We start from the raw sequence: 20,069 nt of genomic DNA, 5'->3' as shown, positions 1-20,069 counted from the left end.
TTTATTTACCTCCTATTTTCATCAAAAGTTCAAACATATCTGATGATATTACATCGGATAAAGCAAATGGTGCGGATACCGGTATTGCAATAACAGTTGTTACACCTGATGCTACACCAGTAAGTTTATTTTTTTCTGCAGTATTTCCTTGTTTATCATACCAGCCCCATGCTTGGCCTCCTAACATGTCGTGAGTACCAGCAAAGGATTCTACCGCCATATCCGAGATAGAACCGATGCTATACGGAATTCTCGTAAAATGTAGATTCCACTCACCTTGAACAGGTTGAAAACCACCGGTTTCTCCATATAATCCACCCGCTTTTTTATTTTGTTGCGGATCAATAGCATCATCTAATGTATAGTCTTTATTACCTTTAAATGTGATTGAATTATCATCATTATAAGTACAAGTCCCCATGTTACTATTGCAAATAGCATTAACATCAATCCTTACACCACCTAATTTTACTCCATCAAAATAACCGCTATCATAACTATCATTACGAAGAATTTTCCCCGTCTTAGCATCTTTAATACCTTTAAATAATCTTGAATTAGCTAAAGTCTCCTCTCTCATCTTCGTTGCGGCCAATTGCAAAGTTCCTTGTGTTATTGCAACATCAGGCGAACCCGATACAATGCCTACCACTGTTTCAAGCAAACGTTTTTGATATTGCAATTTATAAATTTCTCCATAAAGTGCGGTCTTTTCCTCTTCAGTTTTAGCTTCCTTGATTTGTTTTCTCAATTCAGCCTGTTTTGGAAGCACATAGGCATCAATCATTGAGAAGGCATTTTTACGAAAATCTTGAGTAACTTTCACTTGAATGTTGAGCTCTTTCATCACTTTGTCTTTATCAAAATGATTTTCCAACTTGCCGGAATGCTGCTCTGCATTATCCGTAGTCACATCGGTTTTAATGCTATCTAGCGTCTGCTCAACCGTTTCACCGGTTTTCGCCAGTTGTCCTGCTTGGTCTCTAATTTCAATATTCTTGGTATTAATGCCGCTTTTCGTTGTACTGGATTGATTTTCTTTATCTGAGCCGTAGCCGAGGCCTAAGGTAGATTGCAACGAGGCCAAACCGGTTGCCGATTTCGCACGATTGGCATTGCCCTCCGTGTCGGTCGCACTGACCGTCTCCTTGCCGTTTTTATCCAAATAAACCGGATTGCCCTTGCTATCGGTCGCTTGTTTACTACTTTGCGCTTGACCCTCTTTACCCAATGGGGTGTCAAAATTCGCTGCCACACTGCCACTCACACCAAAACTACTTCCGCTGTAGTTTGAGTGGTTTTCAATATCTGAATGTGTAATCGTTCCCGTACTAAACCGGTTTTTGCCCTCATCCTCCGCCTTTTGTGTTGAGGTGATAAGACCGCCGTTTAAGTCTGTGTGTTTATTGACGTTGATGTCATACCCCTCATCCCCTGCATAGATGCCGGCTTGTTCATTGACGCTGGCATGGTCGGCATTGACTTTGGATTTATTGTAGCTTCCCCCTGCGGAGAACCCATAACCGATGGTTACACTGCCGCTGATATTCGTTTGCTTGCCATCATAGTTGGATTTATCTTGCAAACTTTTGATATTCATGTTGTCGGCATTGACTTCAACACGTTTACCTTTTACTTGGCTCCCAATAAGGTTTGTATCACCACCGCTTTGTATTGTGGTTTGGCTGTTGGCGTCACCCACATGGCTTGCCACATAAGTGGTTTCATCACCGTTGCCGTAACCTTTGCCGTAATTGCCCCCAACAGTAATCCCCGCTGCAACGCCATTGCTCACTTTTATCGCCACCCCCGCATTAAAGCCGCTCGATTTATTGGTGCTGCGCTCTTTGTGCGTTTGTTCGGCAGCCGTGATGTTGATGTCGTTCTCTGCCCCCAAGAAGGTTCCTTGTTTACCGGACACATCCGAACCGTTAATGGTGATGTTGGATGCTTTGCCTGCCCCTGTGGCAACAATATTTACTTTGCCTCCGGCATTCACTTGAGATTTGGCCGCGGTTTTTCCTTCAGTATGCGTACGTGATTCGCTCTTTTGTTGGCCGTAAGTGATTTGTACCCCCACGACGGAATCCATATTTCCATTTTCCATCGCCTCTTGCATCGCTTTTCCTGCCTGTCCCACCGCTTGTCCGGCTCGATAGGCATCCATCGCCGAGTTCGCCGCCGCCATGGCATTGACTCGGTCATTTTTGCTTTGACCGACGCGCTCAACAGATTTCACCGTCCCTTGCACGGCTTGTAGGGCGGACAGTATCGGAGAGGTGACGGCAAGGGTTACCCCTTTTTGCTCAAAGGTTTGTTTGGTGTGCATTTCATATTTATCATCTGCCGCTTTAATGTCGACTTTTTTCGCCTGAATATTGACATCTCCGTTCACCGCACTCACATGACTTGCCGTTTGTGTGTAATCATTCTCTGCGATGAGGGTAGTATTGCCATTTAAGCTACCCACTTGGCTGCCCTGTGCATAAAACTTCGTTTTATCGCTTTCTATCGTTTGCTTTTGGGCACCAAACGTAACCCCTATGCCTCCGCCCAACACGCCTGATTTTTTCTTGCTGTGAAAATCATCAGAATAAACTTTGTTTTCCGCTTCTTTGATGTCGATGGTTTTCGCCTTCACCGTTAAGCCGTTTTCTCCCACCACATTTGAGCCTTGCACCGTGACATTACCATCTTGAGAGTAAATCACAACGCTATTTCCATCAATTTCACTACCTTTACTCAAATCGTAATTATGCTTATGTTTATATTCTTCAGTAACGCTTGTAAACGCACCTCTAGATTTTTGCTTATTACGGGTATCTAAATGTTCAATATATCGCCCTTCTTCAATTCGAACATCTCCTTTAGAGGCAACCATTACTTTTCCATTAGCACTCGTTACTTCAGCTTGACGAAGTGTGGCTTCTGTTTGACCAACTAAGCGCACTCCGTCCTTGCCGCCAATAACAGAGCCAACTTCACCTTCTTTATCTAAGTGATAATGATGGTTATCGCTAAAGTCATAATGCTCTTTGCTACTTTGCTTCTCTGTACCCACTAAAAGTTTGCCTTTGGCGTTCACATCAATGGTGCCTGTCGATTTCACATTGGCGGCCTTCACTGTGATATCGCCATTACTTTGAATAGAAATCTTTCCATCTTTTCCTGTCACCATTACTTCACTTTGGCGATCGACAATCTTATTGCCGGTTTCGGTAAGAGCTAATTGGCTTTGTGTTTCCGCCGTCGTTGCACCAAGTTCTACGGATTTACCACCATAAAGCGATACACTGTCAGCCGCCATAATCTTACCGCCAAGGTTCACGAGTTTTTGCTCAGCATTAAGATTAACGTTATTAGCAAAAACTAGGCCTTTATTCTCTAAATTTTGACCGTGTAGGTTCACTAGGTTCGCCGCAAGCACCGTCCCTTCATTGGTCATATTGGTCACCGAACCTACAATGCTATCCCCCGAAATCACAGAGCCTGTTGGGGTAACTTGAGTACGATTAGAAGCCAAGTAAATTTTTGGTGTTAACACATTGAGTTTTTTACCACTTGGTAAAGTGATTTCTTGGTTCACCATCCACACTAAGTCAGTGGTCAGCTCCGACATTTGTTCTTTGGTTAAACCAACCCCCGGCACTAAATTAAATTGTTTGGCATAACGTATACCATTGTTCATCAAACCTTGATATTGCTCTAAGGCATTTTGATATCCATCAAGATAACGACGACCGGTTAACTGGTTGATTTGTTCATTCACTAAACGCAACTCATAAAAACCATCCCCCAAACGTTTCAACATATTATTTGGATCATAGCGTAGAGCATTAAACATATAATCCGAACTCAACCATTTTTGCTTATTCGCAAAACGTGGGGCAGTTTCAATCACATAGCCTTTTGGTGCATTAGGATTCACATTATAAAGCGAGGATTTATCTAGCGATTGTGTCAGACGATTTAACACCACATCCCCCACATCACCTTTATTCGCTACACCATTATTAGCAAATTCAGGGGACATATTTTCTTTATAGGCAAATACCCCTAAATCTTTCACTCTTTCATTTTGTTTGTAATAAATACCGGTATCACTTTTAGTGGTATTGTAATGATCAATACATTTACCAAATACTTTTTTACCACACGCCCGCCCTTTATAAAACGCAGTTACATGACCTGCATCCGTCACAATAGTACGACCTTTAAACTCTTTCTGATTTAATTGTCCATCCGCAATTTGAATCAGCCCACCAGCGATCACTTTACTATCTTGGTTGTCTACACGCGCATCATTAAAATCTATTCCACCACCACTTAAAATCTTACCTTCTTGGTATTTTGGTTTAAGTACCATGGTTTCATTCACTGTGCGGGTATAATCATACTCATGCCAATTATCACTTTCGATTTTGCCGTCCGGTGAAAAAATATGATAAAGATTTTTTACTTTTTTATCCAAACCACCACGACTATTCTTATCATCTTGTTTAACTTTATAAACCCCAGAGCCTTTACCGTAGATAGTCGAATCATTCCCAATTCGATACTCGAAAACTGGTGTAGACGAAGTATCTATATTTTCTGTTTCAAGGAAAAAGTGTCTATTCTCTACCGCCCCAGTATTAAAGGTAATCGCCTTGCTTTTCGCATTATCGTAGAGATTTAACGCCTCAATCACACCATTGTAGTTGTGAACATACGCAGATTCACCTGTAGCCTGGTTGTTTTCATCCAGCGCTTTGCCCACATAAATCTTACCCATACTTAAAAAGGTACTTTCATTACGGTTTAAAATTTTATCCACGCCCATATCTAAACGCTTACGCGCAGCAATCACAGTGGATTTGTCCCCTTCCTCAAGGTTATTTAAACTCTCTCCTTGTAAAGCCACATGGTCACCATAAATACGACCGGTACCTAAGTTATTGATGGTCACTGCTTTTGCAACAGTCAATGAACCATCAATTAAGCCTCGGTTAGTTAAAGTATTTGCATTAATGCGTGTTTCATTACCGCTAATTTCACCATCTTTAGTGTTTTCAACATTAGCCGCTTTAACATCCGCCTTATTACCTACACGTAATTGGCTATTGTTTTTAAAATCTCCTTCGGTTTTAAAATCTAAATTACCACCAACTTGGAAAGCATTATTTAAGGTTAAACTGTCTTGTAAACGAACCATTAAATTCCCTTTGGTTTTAATATTACCTTCATTGGCTAAAGCCTTCGCTTTTAACTCAATTGATTTACTTGCTTCAATCTCACCAGCTTGATTATCAATTGTTTTCGCTACATCAAGGTTGGCATGCTCATCAGCGTAGATACCCCCTTGTTGGTTAGAAAGATTTTCAGCCGTAATAGCCACTTGAACACCACGGATACCTTGTTCCGTTTTGTCGCTAGCTTTCGTCCCGTGGTTATCTACATGCTTGGCTTTAATGATCACTTTCTCTGTTGCAACAATTAAAGAGCCTTTATCCGATTGCTTGCGGTTATCCACGTTATTCGCGTTAAGCTGAACTTGTTTACCTGCAATAACACCCTGTTTGTTATCAATGTTTTGAGCATTAAGTTGTGTCTGAGCTTTAGCATAAACGGTGCCACGGTTCTCAATATTCTTTTTCGCATTGAGTTGGGCATTTTCACTACCACCAACAAAGCCTTCATTCACAATCTTACCTTGACTATCAATTTTTACCTCACCGGCAGAGGCACCGATGTGGCCGGCGTTGCGTACACCGAGGCCTTGGCCGTTATCCACCAAATGAATTTTCTCGGCATACATACCGCCCAATTGGCTCACATCCACGCTGTAAGTTTGTGGGGTTTCTAAAGTGCGGTCGCTTTCCACAGTGTTTTTATCGCCTACATAAACCACCGAATCATTCGTGCGATCAACTTTGTTTTTACCAGTGGTGACTTTAATGGCTTTTTTCGACCACACACCGCCATCAATTTGCGCGTTTTCTGCAATGATATCGGTATAATCCGCCTGGCGGTTATCCATGCCCTTGCCGGTCACCTTAACTTTGCCGCCGTTGACCTCATAGCCTTTGAGCTCACCATTTTCTAATTGAGCTTTCCCCGTGGTCATGGTGGCGCGTCCTGCGTTAATGACACCACAACCATCGCAATGGATACCACTCGGGTTCGCAATAACAACATCGGCCTTTTGTCCGGCCACTTCTACATAGCCCTTTAACCGACTCGGAGCGGATGAATTGACTTCATTTAAAATCACCTTCGCTTCACCTGCGGCTAAATTGGGGTTGCCTTGTACCCAACCGGCCGTTTGGGTTTGTACCGCCTTACGAGCGTTGTTTAATACGGCGCCTTTTTCCGCCACATCAAATTGCGAGTATTGATTACGCGACACGCCACCTGCACTTGGTGTTTGAATGTTGACTTGTGGCAAGCCATTCGCCGTCTGTAACACCGTTGGTTGTTGATTACCCGGTGCTGATTTGTCTGCGCGAATCGCCATATCCGCATTTGCCAAAGCAGTAGGAGAAACGAAAACAAACCCCAACGCTAACATAATGCTGAAATGAACCGGTGTGAGAGTGCCGAATAAAGTAGAAAGTGCGGTAGCTTTTAACGTTGTTTTTATCTCTGCACTTTCAACATCTTCGCTCGTGGCTTTGCCTTTTGATTTGGCAAGTTCCGATACAACCACAAGTTGATTTAATACTTGGCTGAAAATAACTTTGTAATGTTTTTTATTCATGATGTTTCCTTAATAATAAAATCTGCTTATTTTAAAAAATACTTAAAAACGATAGCTGAGGTTAAACCCTGTTGTTACATGACTTGTTCTGAAACCTTGCGGTTTTTGAATTGGTGTGCCAACAAAATATTCATAATTTAGTCCCCAAAGATTACCGCGCATCCCCAATGCACCACCGGTTAAACTATTGCCTACTTGTAATTCCTCATTGCTTGAACGGACAATACCTCGGTCGAGTCCGAGATAAATCTCATGTCCTTTGTTCATCACATTCCATGCCAGTTCGTTGCGCCAAAGCCAACCGCGCTCTCCGGAAAGAGTAAGTTCACCGTCAAACCCACGTACCGTATAGCGGCCGCCAATGCTGAATTTGTCTTGTTGCACGAGCGGTGATTTATTCCATTGCGCTTGCCAATAGGTATTAAAGCGCCAAGGTTGTTTTCCAATGTTGAACGGATAACTAAAATCAAGAGAGGCGGTCAAAATCCGCATTCTTGAGGTGCCTTCATTAAATCGTTCTTCCGGTGCACGAAGGGCATTATTCGCACCGGTCCCCCGTTTGTAATTAGCGGAAATAGAAAATGTCGCTACGCCTACATAGTGCGTGTGCGTAAGACCTAGCTCCCATCCGGCTGTACGACGACGTTGAACCTCAACTTCCGTATCATTGATATAGTTGTGGGACTTTTTCGCCCATAAGGCAATATTCGTGTAAGTTTTATGTTGTGCGCCACGGCTCAATAGACGACTTAAATTGAGCTTCATTTGTTTACTTTCGCCAGAATACACATAAGACTCAAAAGCACCTGCAACCGTTTGATAATAGGTATAACGGGAGCCTGAAAGCGTCAGCAAATAGTTTTTCCACGGAATGGAATAATACAAGCTCAGATTATGACTGCCATAATCTCCCTCTGCCGCATCACTATGTCGTTTAAAACTACGCGTACCGCTAACATAAAACATATCATTTAAGCGAAGCGGGTTATCCCAAGAAAAAGTAGCGGCGCCCTGTAAACGTCCTGTCGATTTGGAGCCCGAATCATCCAATCCTAAGGTTAAATGAAATGGAATGCGGTGTTTATATGCCACTACAATATCTGTCTCACCCAAAGTCTCTCCGGGCTGAAGCTCAATATTAGCGTCAGCACTTGGTACTCTCTTAAGGTTTTCTAGGCCTTGCTCAATTTCCCGCACATTCAATAAATCCCCAACAGCCATAGGCATAGCAAACCAAAGCATACTTCTTGTCGCAAAAGGAACAGCACTTTGATCTTGTAATTGGATATGCCCCACTTTGCCCGGAATCACCGTTAATCTCAATACACCTGTACGTAAATCTTGCGGTTCCGCAACCACCCGTGTAGTCACATATCCCTGCTCAATCAAATAATTTTGAATCCGGCGTAATAACACGTTAATTCCTTGAGCACCAACACAGGCCGGTAATGCAAAATCGCCCTCAGAATAGACCGCACTTTTTGCCCAGGAAAATGAGCTGGGAGAAAAAGAGGTAGATTCTGAAACGGTGTGTTGATAATCGGTAAGAACAAGCTGATGAATAGGAAAACAGAGTTCTTCATTTTTTGGAAATCCAAGTGCATGTACCTTTTCACTTTCCAAGCGAACCGTTGGAGCTTTTACTTGTTGGGATTGAATTTCGGCATTTAAAATATTTTGTTGCTGTTGTTGGCGTGTATCGACTGCCTGCTGGGTAGCATTCTGTATTGAACTAGGTTCAGCAAACGCAGGTAACATAGCTGTAGAAAGACTAAAAGCAGTAAAATAGGCAAATCTCATGTTTTATTGGTTCCATATATAATGAATAAAAATACTATTCCTTCTAAACGCCAATCACTATTGGCATTAACAGTTAAAAAAGTGCGATCGAAATTCACCACGAAAAACGACCGCACTTTTTAATCGGTGATGGGGTTAAAAACCTTCTTTCAAGCTCACCGTTAAGTTAAACACCAAATGTTCCGGGTGGCTGTCTTTGCTGTCAGCACAGAAATAGCCTTCACGTTCAAATTGGTAGCCTTTTTCTGCTTCCGTATTGCCAAGGCTTTGTTCGACAAAACCGTGTTTCACCACTAAGGACGTTGGATTTAGCACGCTTTCGATATTTTCTTCTGCGCCCGGGTTTGGCACGGTGAAAAGGCGTTCGTATAAACGGAATTCTGCCGGGTGATTGTGCGTGGCGGAAACCCAGTGGATTACGCCTTTCACTTTGCGACCGTCCGCCGGGTTTTTACCTAAGGTTTCCGGATCATAGGTACAGAAAATAGTGGTGATTTCACCGTTGACATCTTTTTCCACACGTTCGGCTTTAATCACGTAAGCGTTGCGCAAACGCACTTCTTTGCCTAACACTAAACGTTTATATTGTTTGTTGGCTTCTTCACGGAAATCTGCACGGTCGATGTAAATTTCTTTGGTGAATGGCAATTGGCGTTCGCCTAATTCCGGACGATTCGGGTGATTCGGCGCAGTTAACATTTCTTCGCCTTCAAAATTTTCAATCACCACACGAACAGGATCGATCACCGCCATGGCTCGCGGCGCATTTTGGTTTAAATCATCACGAATGCAAGATTCTAATGCGCTGTATTCCACCACGTTGTCTTGTTTTGTCACGCCAATACGACGGCAGAATTCACGCAATGACGCCGGCGTATAACCGCGACGACGTAAACCTGAAATGGTTGGCATACGCGGATCGTTCCAGCCATCTACAATGCCTTCATTGACTAATTTCAACAATTTACGTTTAGAAGTGAGCGTGCCTTCTAAATTTAAACGAGAGAATTCATATTGGTGCGGCAATGGGCGCTCAATGCTGATATTTTCCAACACCCAGTCGTATAAACGGCGGTTGTCTTGGAACTCAAGAGTACATAATGAGTGTGTAATGCGTTCGATGGCATCGGAAATACAGTGGGTGAAATCGTACATTGGATAAATGCACCATTTGTCACCGGTTTGGTGGTGGGTGGCAAATTTAATGCGATAAATCACCGGGTCGCGCATCACCATAAACGGCGACGCCATGTCAATTTTCGCACGCAAACTCAACGTGCCTTCTGCAAATTCACCATTTTTCATTCGCTCGAATAACGCGAGGTTTTCTTCTACGCTACGATCACGATACGGGCTGTTTTTCCCCGGCTCGGTTAACGTGCCGCGATATTCGCGCATTTCTTCCGGTGAAAGTTCGTCCACATACGCCAATCCTTTTTTGATCAATTCAATGGCATAGCCATAAAGTGCATCAAAATAATCGGAAGCATAACGCGGCTCCCCTTCCCATTTGAAACCTAACCATTCCACATCGGCTTTGATAGAATCTACATATTCCACATCTTCTTTCACCGGGTTGGTGTCATCAAAACGGAGGTTACATAAACCGTTATATTCTTTTGCTAAACCGAAGTTTAAACAGATAGATTTGGCATGACCAATGTGCAAATAGCCGTTTGGCTCAGGCGGAAAACGGGTATGAACGCGTTGGTGTTTACCGGACGCTAAATCTTCATCAATAATTTGGGTAATAAAATTGTGTGGACGGGCATTTTCCGTCGTTTCTAAGATAGTTTCTGTACTCATAATTTTCTCAATTAAAACGCATAAAAAAATAACCGCACTATTCTACACATTTTTCCTTGAAAGCTGAAATTTATCTAAGGAATCGCAGTGTTATTTGTTTCAGCACAAGGCAAAATCTTGCGTGGACTTTTGAAATTTCTCGTGCAAAAAATTTAATTTCCCATTAAAATGCGCCACTAAATGAACGTTCATTCATTAATAATTAAGATTTCCTTAATCTTTCTCCTGTATTCTATTTTCACTGTTTCTTCTAACCCTTGAGAAAATATGACGAAAAAACATTGGATAATGGCCGCTTTGGCTGCCGCGGTAGTCACCGGCGGTTATTTTTTTATGGGCGATTCCACGCCTAAAACCACTTATTTAACGGAAAGCGTGCAACGTGGCGACATTGAAAAAAATGTGGTGGCGACCGGCTCAATTGAAAGTGTCAACACCGTTGATGTGGGCGTGCAGGTTTCTGGCAAAGTCACCAAACTCTATGTGGCTTTGGGTCAACAAGTGAAAAAAGGCGATTTGATTGCGGAAATTGATTCCACCACACAAATCAATACGCTAAACACCCGAAAAGCGGCGCTTGCAAGTTACCAAGCCCAGTTTGTCGCGCGTAAAACCGCCTATGATGTGGCGCTTTCTAATTACCATCGTTTAACCAAATTGTATGCGCAAAAAGGTACCTCCTTGGACAGCTTAAATAGCGCAAAAGCGACCTTAGATAATGCCAAAGCAGAAATGAATGTGGTGCAGGAAAACATCAAACAAGCAGAAATTGAAGTAAATACTGCGGAAACCAATGTGAGTTATACCAAAATCACCTCACCGATTGACGGCACAGTGATTGCTACACCGGTTTCTGAAGGTCAAACAGTAAACTCTAATCAAACCACACCGACCATTGTCAAAGTGGCAGATTTAAGCAAAATGCGCATTAAACCGGAAATTTCTGAAGGCGATATTACGAAAGTGAAAGCCGGACAAGAGGTCACTTTCAGTATTTTATCCGACAGCAAAACCCTTTATCACGCCAAAATTGAATCCGTTGATCCGGCGACAACGACGATTAGCAATAGCTCCACGTCCAGTACCACAAGTTCAACGTCAAGCACCAGTAACAGCGCAGTTTATTACTACGCCAACATTATCGTGGAAAATCCCAACCAGATTTTGCGCATCGGCATGACCACAGAAAACAACATCAAAATTGCCAACGCGAAAAATGTGCTATCCGTGCCGAATATGGCAATTCAAACGCAAAACGGCAAAACCTTTGTGAAGGTATTAAACAGCAACAACCAACCGGAACAACGCGAAGTAGAAATCGGCGTACAAAACGATTACCAAACAGAAATTAAATCCGGCGTTGCTGAAGGCGAAAAAGTCATTGTGTCACAAGTGGCTGCCGGCGAAGCTGTCGGCAATATGCGCGGACCACGAATTTTCTAAAGTGCGGTGGAAATTTCCAATGAATATTATTGAAATGAAAAACATCAACCGCTACTTTGGTGCCGGCGAAAATCGTGTTCATATTCTGAAAGACATTTCATTAAATATCGAAAAAGGCGATTTCGTTGCCATTATCGGGCAATCGGGTTCGGGCAAATCCACGTTGATGAACATTATCGGTTGCCTTGATACGGCAACCAGTGGTTCGTACAAAATCGATGAGAAAGAAACCATCGAATTAACCGCCGATCAGCTCTCCGATTTACGCAGCCAAAAATTCGGTTTTATTTTCCAACGTTACAATTTATTGAGCAGCCTTACCGCCGCAGAAAACGTGGCATTACCGGCAATTTATGCAGGTATGCCCCACAACCAACGTTTGGAACGCGCCAAACAATTATTGGAAAAACTGGGATTAAGCGACAAATGGCAGAATAAGCCTAATCAACTCTCCGGCGGGCAACAGCAACGCGTGAGTATTGCTCGCGCTTTGATGAACGGCGGTGAAATCATTTTAGCCGATGAACCCACCGGTGCATTGGATTCGCAAAGCGGTGAAAACGTGTTGGAAATTTTGCGCCAACTGCACCAAGAAGGGCATACCATTATTATGGTCACCCACGACAAGCATATCGCTGCCAGCGCCAATCGGATGATTGAAATCAAAGACGGCGAAATTATCAGTGACACGCAAACCCAGCCGGTGAAAAGTGCGGTCAAAAATTCAAATGTTTTTAAAGGACGTTTTGGCTTTAGCAAAGATCAGCTGATGGAAGCCTTTCGGATGTCTGTTAGCGCCATTGTGGCACATAAAATGCGTTCCCTACTCACCATGCTTGGCATTATTATTGGGATTACTTCCGTGGTGTCTGTAGTAGCGTTAGGCAATGGATCGCAACAAAAAATTCTGGAAAATATTCGCGGCATCGGCACAAACACCATCACCATTTTTAACGGCACCGGCTTTGGTGATCGCCGAGCGGAACAAATGCAGAATCTCACGGTTAATGATGCTAACGCGCTACGCCAACAAACCTATGTGCAAAGCGTTACGCCGAATAGCGCGTCGAGCGGCACCTTGATTTATGCGAATAAAGCCTTTTCGACGACGTCCTTAAAAGGCGTGAGCGAAGAATCTTTTGATGTGGAAGGTTTAAAATTAAAACAAGGTCGTCTACTCTCAGCACAAGATGTCGCAGAAAACGCACAAGTGGCGTTAATTGATGAAAGTGCCAAAAAAGCCATTTTCCCCTATGAAAATCCCCTTGGCAAAGTGGTGATATTTAACAAACGTCCGTTGCGTATTATTGGTGTTGTGTCCGATCGACAAATGGGCGGCGCGAGCAGTTCACTGAATCTTTACGCGCCCTACACTACTGTGATGAACCGCATTTCAGGTAGCAAAAAAATCGGTTCGATTACGGTGAAAGTCGCAGAAGATGTGAACACAACGGCAGCAGAAAAAGGCATTACGGAATTGCTGACACTACGCCACGGCAAAAAAGACTTTTTCATCATGAACAGCGACACCATTAAACAAACCATCGAAAGCACCACCGGCACGATGAAACTGCTTATCTCCTCGATTGCCTTTATTTCCTTAATCGTCGGCGGTATTGGTGTGATGAATATTATGTTGGTGTCAGTAACAGAACGCACCAAAGAAATCGGTGTGCGCATGGCAATCGGTGCAAGGCAGTCTAATATCCTGCAACAATTTTTAATTGAAGCCGTGTTGATTTGTCTTATCGGCGGCGTCACCGGCATTTTGCTTTCCGGTGCGATTGGAGTGCTGTTTAACACCTTTATGACCGATTTCACCATGGCATTTTCCGGCGGTTCGATTATTGCCGCCGTCGCTTTTTCGAGCTTAATCGGTGTAGTGTTCGGCTACACGCCGGCAAAACGTGCTGCACAATTAGATCCGATTACGGCATTAGCCCGTGAATAGATTTTGTAAAACCTAAAAATGCGGTTAAAATCGACCGCACTTTTGAGGCATAAAATAGCCCCCTTGAACCTTAAAGAAGGATAAAAAATGTTAAAAATGAAAAAATTAGCCCTTGCAGTGGTGATGGCAACAACTCTCGCCGGCTGTGCCAATATCGGCGATTCTTATCAAGCCAGCCTCGATAATTACAAACAATATGAAGACATCACCAAGCAATACAACATTAAAGACAACTGGTGGGCGCTTTATAACGATGCACAACTCAACCGCGTAGTCGAACAAGCTTTAGCAAATAATAAAGATCTAGCCAAGGCGGCAGTTTCCGTGAACCGTGCACTGTATAGCGCCAACCTTGCTGGAGCAAACTTGATTCCGGCCTTTAGTGGTGCAGCAAAATCTTCTGCTCAAAAAGATATTAATCGTGGTGGCAATTCCGCGATCACACACACCGGCGCATTAAATGTGTCTTATACATTGGATTTGTGGCGTCGTTTAGCAGACGTAGCCGATGCAGCAGAATGGTCTCATAAAGCCACCATTGAAGACATGGAATCTACCCGTCTTTCTTTAATCAACTCGGTGGTAACAACCTACTACCAAATTGCCTATTTAAACGATGCTATTAGCACTACTCAAGAAAGCATCAAATATTACACCGACATCAGCAACATCATGAAAAATCGTTTGGCGCAAGGTGTCGCAGACAGTGCTAGCGTAGATCAGGCTCAACAAGCAGTATTAACGGCGCGTAATAATTTAATTACGTTGCAAACCAACCGCAAAAACGCAGAAAAGACCTTACGCAATTTGCTGAACTTAAAACCGGATGACACATTAAACATCAACTTCCCGCATATTTTGAGCGTAAAAACTGTGGGCGTGAATTTAAACGTGCCGGTTTCCGTGATCGCCAACCGTCCTGATGTCAAAGGCTATCAAGCCCGTTTAAGCAGTGCATTCAAAAATGCCAAAGCCACCGAAAAAAGCTGGTTCCCGGAAATTACCTTGGGCGGCAGCTTAAGCCGTAACGCCACCAATCAAACCGGCGCGACTACATTCTCCTCTATTGGCGCCGGCAACGTTGGTATTACATTGCCGTTCTTAAATTGGAACACCGTAAAATGGAACGTGAAAATCTCTGAAGCGGATTACGAAACAGCCCGTTTAAACTATGAAAAAAGTATCACCACGGCGTTAAATGACGTGGATACCAACTACTTCGCGTTTACTCAAGCACAAAGCCACTTTAGCAACGCGCAACAAACGTACAATTACAACCAACGCATTACACAATATTACCGCAACCGCTACAACGCGGGCGTGTCTGAATTGCGCGAATGGTTGACGGCGGCCAATACGGAAAAAGCCTCCCAGCTTTCCATTTTGCAAGCCAAATTCAACGTGATTCAGGCAGAAAATGCCGTTTACAGCTCCATGGCGGGTTACTACTCTCGTTAAGTAAAAATGCGGTGAAAAACCACCGCACTTTCTCTAAAAAACAAAAACGGCGCTTGATTAACAAAGCGCCGTTTTTTTTGAGAGAAAAGTGAGGTCGGTTTTCAGACTGTTTTTCAGATAAAACGTCACCAAAACTAACCGCACTTTTATGGCTATTACCAATTATTTACTGATACTATCCATCCATTGGAACAGCTCGTCCAGATCATAATCCCCCGAATGCGGCACGCCCCACGGAGTTTCATAATCCACCTGTTTGCCTGCCATACGCAGTTTTATTGCAAGTATCGCACTGATGGCGTGCGAGGTATCACGATCAGAAGTACCTGCACGAATGCGCCAATATGCGGTTTTGCCATGATCCACATAATTCATCGCGTTCATTAACTGAATGACGTGCTTATCTGCCATTTTCCCTTTCTCGCTACTATGTTGCATGGAATAGTCTGTAAAATGCTGATTATTCACGCTTTCCGTACCGAATAAGTTATTTTCGCCGGAACTCAAATTCAGCGCATCAAAGGCAGGTGGTGATTTCATGCGTTTTTCTGAGTGAATATAGCCCTCCCAATCAATGTCGCTGACGCCTTCCTTGTTCAGTTTCACCCAAGGTTTATCTTCAAAGGTCACGCCACTTTTACGGGCCTTATCCGCCGAGCGCACAATGACATTTTTCATATAATCTTTAAAAGAACCGTTACCTTGCCCATCTAACGTTAAGGCATTACCTTTCTCATCTTCTAATTTCAGACTATTTAAATAAGATGGAAACTCGGCTTTTAGCTGATCGGACATCTGAATTTCCGCTGCCGTCAACGTACCCTCAATCGTGGCTTTTGCCGCAGCTTGCGAACGATCATTAAAACTTTGTGCATTCAAACGGCTCATGTCCATTCGGCGATAATCGTTCAAGCCGTTAAATTCCCACTCATAAGCGCTGTCGGCGTGTTCCAAATTGGTAATCGGGCAATAGGCGGACACCGCAAAAATGACATCACTCGCCTCTGCCGCGCCGACTTGTTTTAAATACTCAACATAATCCATGCTGTCACCGCTTGCGCCTAACAAAGCGGACAATGCTCCGCCTGCGCTGGTGCCGTTAGAAATGATCTTATTGGCATCACCCGGCATTGCTTCATCGTTAAAATGCAAATAACGCACCGCCGATTTCAAATCAATAATTGCTGCCGGTGCTTTGCCGGTATATTTGCCGTCTTTCTCCAACGTCCGTCCACGCGCACCCACACTTGCCACCACATAACCCTTGGAAAGTGCGGTCAAAATTGCGTTAGATTTATCACCACTGCCGAAGCCTTTTGCATCATAGGTTGCCGCTTTTGCCGGCATATAACCGCCCACCGCATTCGGCAGGAAAATCGGCGCGCTCTTGGCATTAAAGCCATTGATTTTGCCATTATTAAAATAGGCTTCCGGCACATAAATGTTCAGTGTCTGATAATCCGGCTCAACCGGGTTTTGCACATACACAATCTTTTCAAACGCACGGAATTTCACCGTCTCACCATTCACTTTCGCCTCTAAAGTGCGGTAAGTTTTCGGTGAGAATTTTAGATCATAGCCACTGTCCGTTTTATTGAAATACGGCGCATCCGCCAACGGATCATTCCCTTGCGGTGGGTTCGCCATAGCCATACCGGAAACAGCCAACCCTACCAACGAAGCCAACCATGTTTTTGCTTGCATAAAGTTCTCCTGTATCAAAGATATACTGTTGGTTAGGTAGACGTATTGTAAATAAGTTCGGCGGAAGAAAATAAAATGACAAAAGCCACCTGCTTACGACAGATGGCTTTTTTCACCTACGCCTTCTTCAAAAACTCCGATTTCAGCATGATTTTGCCGCAATCCACGTTGTGATCGCCGCGAGCAAGGCGGATGCCTTTAAATTTTGTGCCTTTTTTCAATACTTCGGAAGAGCCTTTAAGTTTTAAATCTTTGATGAGTAGCACGTCGTCGCCATCAGCCAGCAAATTGCCGTTGCTATCTTTGACAATAAACGCATCATCGTCATGTTCTTCGACTTCGTCGCCGGTCCATTCGTGGCCACAATCCGGGCAAACAAATTGGATAGAATCGTGATAGGTGTTTTCGCCTTTGCAAGATGGACAAATTGGATATTCCATGGATTTCCTCGTTTTCAATGTCATTTTAAAGTGCGCTATTGTAGCGGAAAAACAACTGTTTTTGGGGAATAAATTATGCTTTCGTTTTCCCTTGGCCGCGCAATCTTGCCAATAAACTGACAGACACAATGATCACGAGAGAGCCGAGCCAAAAATGCACTGTCGGCACATTCTGCCAAAACAACCAGTCACAGATGCTGGAAAAAATCACACCGGTAAACGCAAAAGGCGTGATGACATTTGCCGGAGCGTATTTAAACGCACGAGTCAGCAAAAGCTGGAAAATTAAGCCGAATCCGCCCACCAATAAAAGCATAAATAAGCCATGCGCTGTCGGGAGCGTCCATTGCGCCATAAAAAATAACGGTAATAAAATCGCCCCAAGTAAATGGAAATAGAAAACGATATTTTTCGGTGAATTATGCTTATTTAATTCCTGCAAACTGATAAACGCCATTGCCGCTAAAGTCGCACCGCCCAATGCGACAAAAATATAATAAGGTTCCACCTCACCATGGTGATCAGTGAGCAAAATAATCGCCACGCCAATAAATCCCAGCACACTGCAGGCAATGACTTTCAGCGGCGTGCGAGTACGCAAAAGAAAGAGCAAAACCGGCACGAATAACGCAGAGGTATTCAATAGCAAAATAGAAATGGAAAGTGGCAAATATTTGATGGCATAAAAAGTACATAACATACTGCCGATGCCGGCAAGGTTGCGAATCACCAAAAACGGCCACTGGCGCATTTCGACTCGGAAATCACCATCGCGAATCATAAAAGGTAACAAGAAAACAAAACCAATCAGAAAGCGAGAAAACAAAATTTCACTTGCTGGTAATTCATCCGAGGCATATTTTACGAACACGCCCATCAAGGCGATACTGATATAGGCAAGCACCATGCAAATAATGGCTTTATGGTATGAACTGGTTATGATCTTATTCGGCATTGGCAACGTTCCTTGCTTCGCAGCGAAAAAAGTGCGGTCAGTTTTTAAGGTGTTTTTTCATTTTCACCATGAAGATATTTTTCAATGGCCTGCCAAAAACGTTGAAAAATTTCACCGCACTTTTCGCTCTCATTAATCGGTGTTCCCTTAATTTGAACCTTCAACCCGAAATAGTCAAACGATAATTGGTAGGCATGCAAATAGGTGCGTTCAGCCTTATCCCCACCATATAGTTCATCCCCTAAAATCGGGCTGCCTAAACTTTTCATTGCAACACGAAGTTGATGGGTTTTACCGGTTTTCGGTTGTAAGATAAATAAACGCAAATTGGGTGCCAAACTGTGTGAAACAAAATCTGTCACCGCGGGGTTTTCTTTGCTTTGGCAAAGTTTCCACGTGCCTCGTCTAGCCTTTTGCATATCTCCACTGATTCTGCCCTGTTTTTTCTTCGGTTTATGCGTTGCTAATGCAATATATGTTTTCTGAATTTGATGCTGCGCAAATTTCTGCGACAACGTCACAGCCGCACGTTCGTTTAAGGCAAGAATCAACAAACCTGAAGTGACTTTGTCCAGCCGATGCACCAGCCAAACTTTCGGTACGCCAAGTTGCTGCGCCACTAATTGAGTTAACCCCACATCCGCGTCATCTTTATGGACGCTAATGCCATTAGGCTTATTGATCACAATAAAATCAGAGTGTCGAAATACAATTTGGAATGTCATAGGGAAATACTAGAGAAAAATAATGCCCGAAAGTATAGCACAATCAATGACATTGGCTTTAGTGTTAAGCCTCACCGATAGGCGAAAATAGGGAAAAGTGCTATACTCTGCCACCATATAGCATTTGAAGGTGGCAACAGTGTACGAAGGATTACTCATTATTTTAGTGCCGATGTTTATCGGGTACATGGTGAAAGTGAAAAATCACGCCATTTTGCAATCTTTCGGTCGCGTGACCATGATTTTGCTGTACATGATTCTCTTCACCATGGGTTTTTCACTCGGACAACTGGATGATTTAGCACAACAATTACCGCAAATCGGCGTTTATGCCCTCACCTTTATTTTGTTTATTCAATGCCTAAATTTCATCGGCTTATTTCTTTACGACAAATTCCACCCGCAGCCACTAAAACACGTTGCAGAAAAAATTGCCTCGCGTTGGCATATCATGTTGGATTCATTGAAATTATGCACGGTGGTGCTCATTGGTTTCGTGGTTGGTTGGCTGTTCAAAGGTCATTTTGCTTTGCCCCACGACGCTACCACTTATGTGCTGGTTGTTATGATTTTTTGTGTGGGCGTGCAATTGCGCAACAATGGCATTTCCATGCGCGCGGTATTTTTCAATAAACGCGGATTAGCAATGGGCGTGATTTTCATGTTCACCTCATTACTTGGCGGCATTATTGCGGCTTTCGTGTTGTCAGTGCCGGTGATACAAGGTTTAGCTGTGTCCTCCGGTTTTGGCTGGTATTCATTGTCCAGCGTAACCCTCAGTAATGCTTGGGGGCCGATTTGGGGCAGTATTGCGTTTTTTAATGATTTATCGCGTGAATTGATTAGCTTATTTATTATTCCGCTATTCATGCAAAACTACCGTTCAACAGCGGTGGGTTTTCCGGGAGCAACCGCCCTTGATGTCACCTTACCCATTATTCAAAAAGCCGGCGGCGTAGAAGTTTTGCCGCTTGCTTTTAGTTTTGGGTTTATCACAAACATTACACCGCCAATTTTGTTAATGCTTTTTACCTCTACACCTTTATAA

Annotated in this window: 11 protein-coding genes; 4 read left to right on the top strand and 7 right to left on the bottom strand. The window is 43.4% G+C overall.

Features of this window, described 5'->3' with window-relative positions; translation table 11 throughout:
• Position 1: 1 nt before the first annotated feature.
• The 3 genes from DQN58_RS06870 to glnS all read right to left on the bottom strand — a co-directional run bounded on the left by DQN58_RS06870 (position 2) and on the right by glnS (position 10,345).
• Positions 2–6,739, bottom strand: coding sequence for a two-partner secretion domain-containing protein (locus tag DQN58_RS06870; RefSeq protein ID WP_006718105.1), 6,738 nt, complete (start codon positions 6,737–6,739; stop codon positions 2–4).
• Positions 6,740–6,781: 42 nt separating this feature from the next.
• Positions 6,782–8,497: a ShlB/FhaC/HecB family hemolysin secretion/activation protein gene (locus DQN58_RS06865; RefSeq protein ID WP_050540577.1), complete on the bottom strand. Its 1,716-nt coding sequence runs from the start codon at positions 8,495–8,497 to the stop codon at positions 6,782–6,784.
• Between the two features lie 177 nt (positions 8,498–8,674).
• A complete protein-coding gene (glnS, locus tag DQN58_RS06860; protein ID WP_006718101.1) occupies positions 8,675–10,345 on the bottom strand; it encodes a glutamine--tRNA ligase in 1,671 nt (556 codons plus the stop codon).
• A 267-nt stretch (positions 10,346–10,612) separates the two neighbouring features.
• On the opposite strand from glnS, the gene DQN58_RS06855 reads away from it, so the two are divergent.
• The 3 genes from DQN58_RS06855 (at position 10,613) to tdeA (ending at position 15,197) form a co-directional block, all read left to right on the top strand.
• Positions 10,613–11,788 (top strand): efflux RND transporter periplasmic adaptor subunit, encoded by a 1,176-nt coding sequence (locus tag DQN58_RS06855; RefSeq protein WP_006718100.1) that lies wholly within the window; start codon positions 10,613–10,615, stop codon positions 11,786–11,788.
• Between the two features lie 19 nt (positions 11,789–11,807).
• A complete protein-coding gene (locus tag DQN58_RS06850) occupies positions 11,808–13,739 on the top strand; it encodes a MacB family efflux pump subunit (protein WP_006718099.1) in 1,932 nt (643 codons plus the stop codon).
• 87 nt (positions 13,740–13,826) lie between these two features.
• Positions 13,827–15,197 (top strand): toxin/drug exporter TdeA, encoded by a 1,371-nt coding sequence (gene tdeA / locus DQN58_RS06845; protein WP_006718098.1) that lies wholly within the window; start codon positions 13,827–13,829, stop codon positions 15,195–15,197.
• 162 nt (positions 15,198–15,359) lie between these two features.
• Here tdeA and DQN58_RS06840 read toward each other — a convergent pair whose 3' ends face one another.
• The 4 genes from DQN58_RS06840 to DQN58_RS06825 form a co-directional block, all read right to left on the bottom strand.
• On the bottom strand, positions 15,360–16,901 hold the full coding sequence (locus DQN58_RS06840) for a subtype B tannase (RefSeq protein ID WP_006718097.1): 1,542 nt from the start codon (positions 16,899–16,901) through the stop codon (positions 15,360–15,362).
• A gap of 116 nt (positions 16,902–17,017) precedes the next feature.
• Positions 17,018–17,341: a zinc ribbon domain-containing protein YjdM gene (locus DQN58_RS06835; protein WP_032997857.1), complete on the bottom strand. Its 324-nt coding sequence runs from the start codon at positions 17,339–17,341 to the stop codon at positions 17,018–17,020.
• A 73-nt stretch (positions 17,342–17,414) separates the two neighbouring features.
• Positions 17,415–18,296, bottom strand: coding sequence for a DMT family transporter (locus DQN58_RS06830; protein WP_006718095.1), 882 nt, complete (start codon positions 18,294–18,296; stop codon positions 17,415–17,417).
• Positions 18,297–18,340: 44 nt separating this feature from the next.
• A complete protein-coding gene (locus tag DQN58_RS06825) occupies positions 18,341–19,021 on the bottom strand; it encodes a TIGR01621 family pseudouridine synthase (RefSeq protein ID WP_006718094.1) in 681 nt (226 codons plus the stop codon).
• A gap of 139 nt (positions 19,022–19,160) precedes the next feature.
• Between DQN58_RS06825 and DQN58_RS06820 the strand changes: the two genes are divergently transcribed.
• A complete protein-coding gene (locus DQN58_RS06820; protein WP_006718093.1) occupies positions 19,161–20,069 on the top strand; it encodes a lysine exporter LysO family protein in 909 nt (302 codons plus the stop codon).

The organism is Aggregatibacter segnis ATCC 33393 (genome assembly GCF_900476035.1).
Lineage (GTDB): Bacteria > Pseudomonadota > Gammaproteobacteria > Enterobacterales > Pasteurellaceae > Aggregatibacter > Aggregatibacter segnis.
Note: the sequence above shows the minus strand (reverse complement) of the source record. Positions and strands in the feature narration are given on the sequence as shown.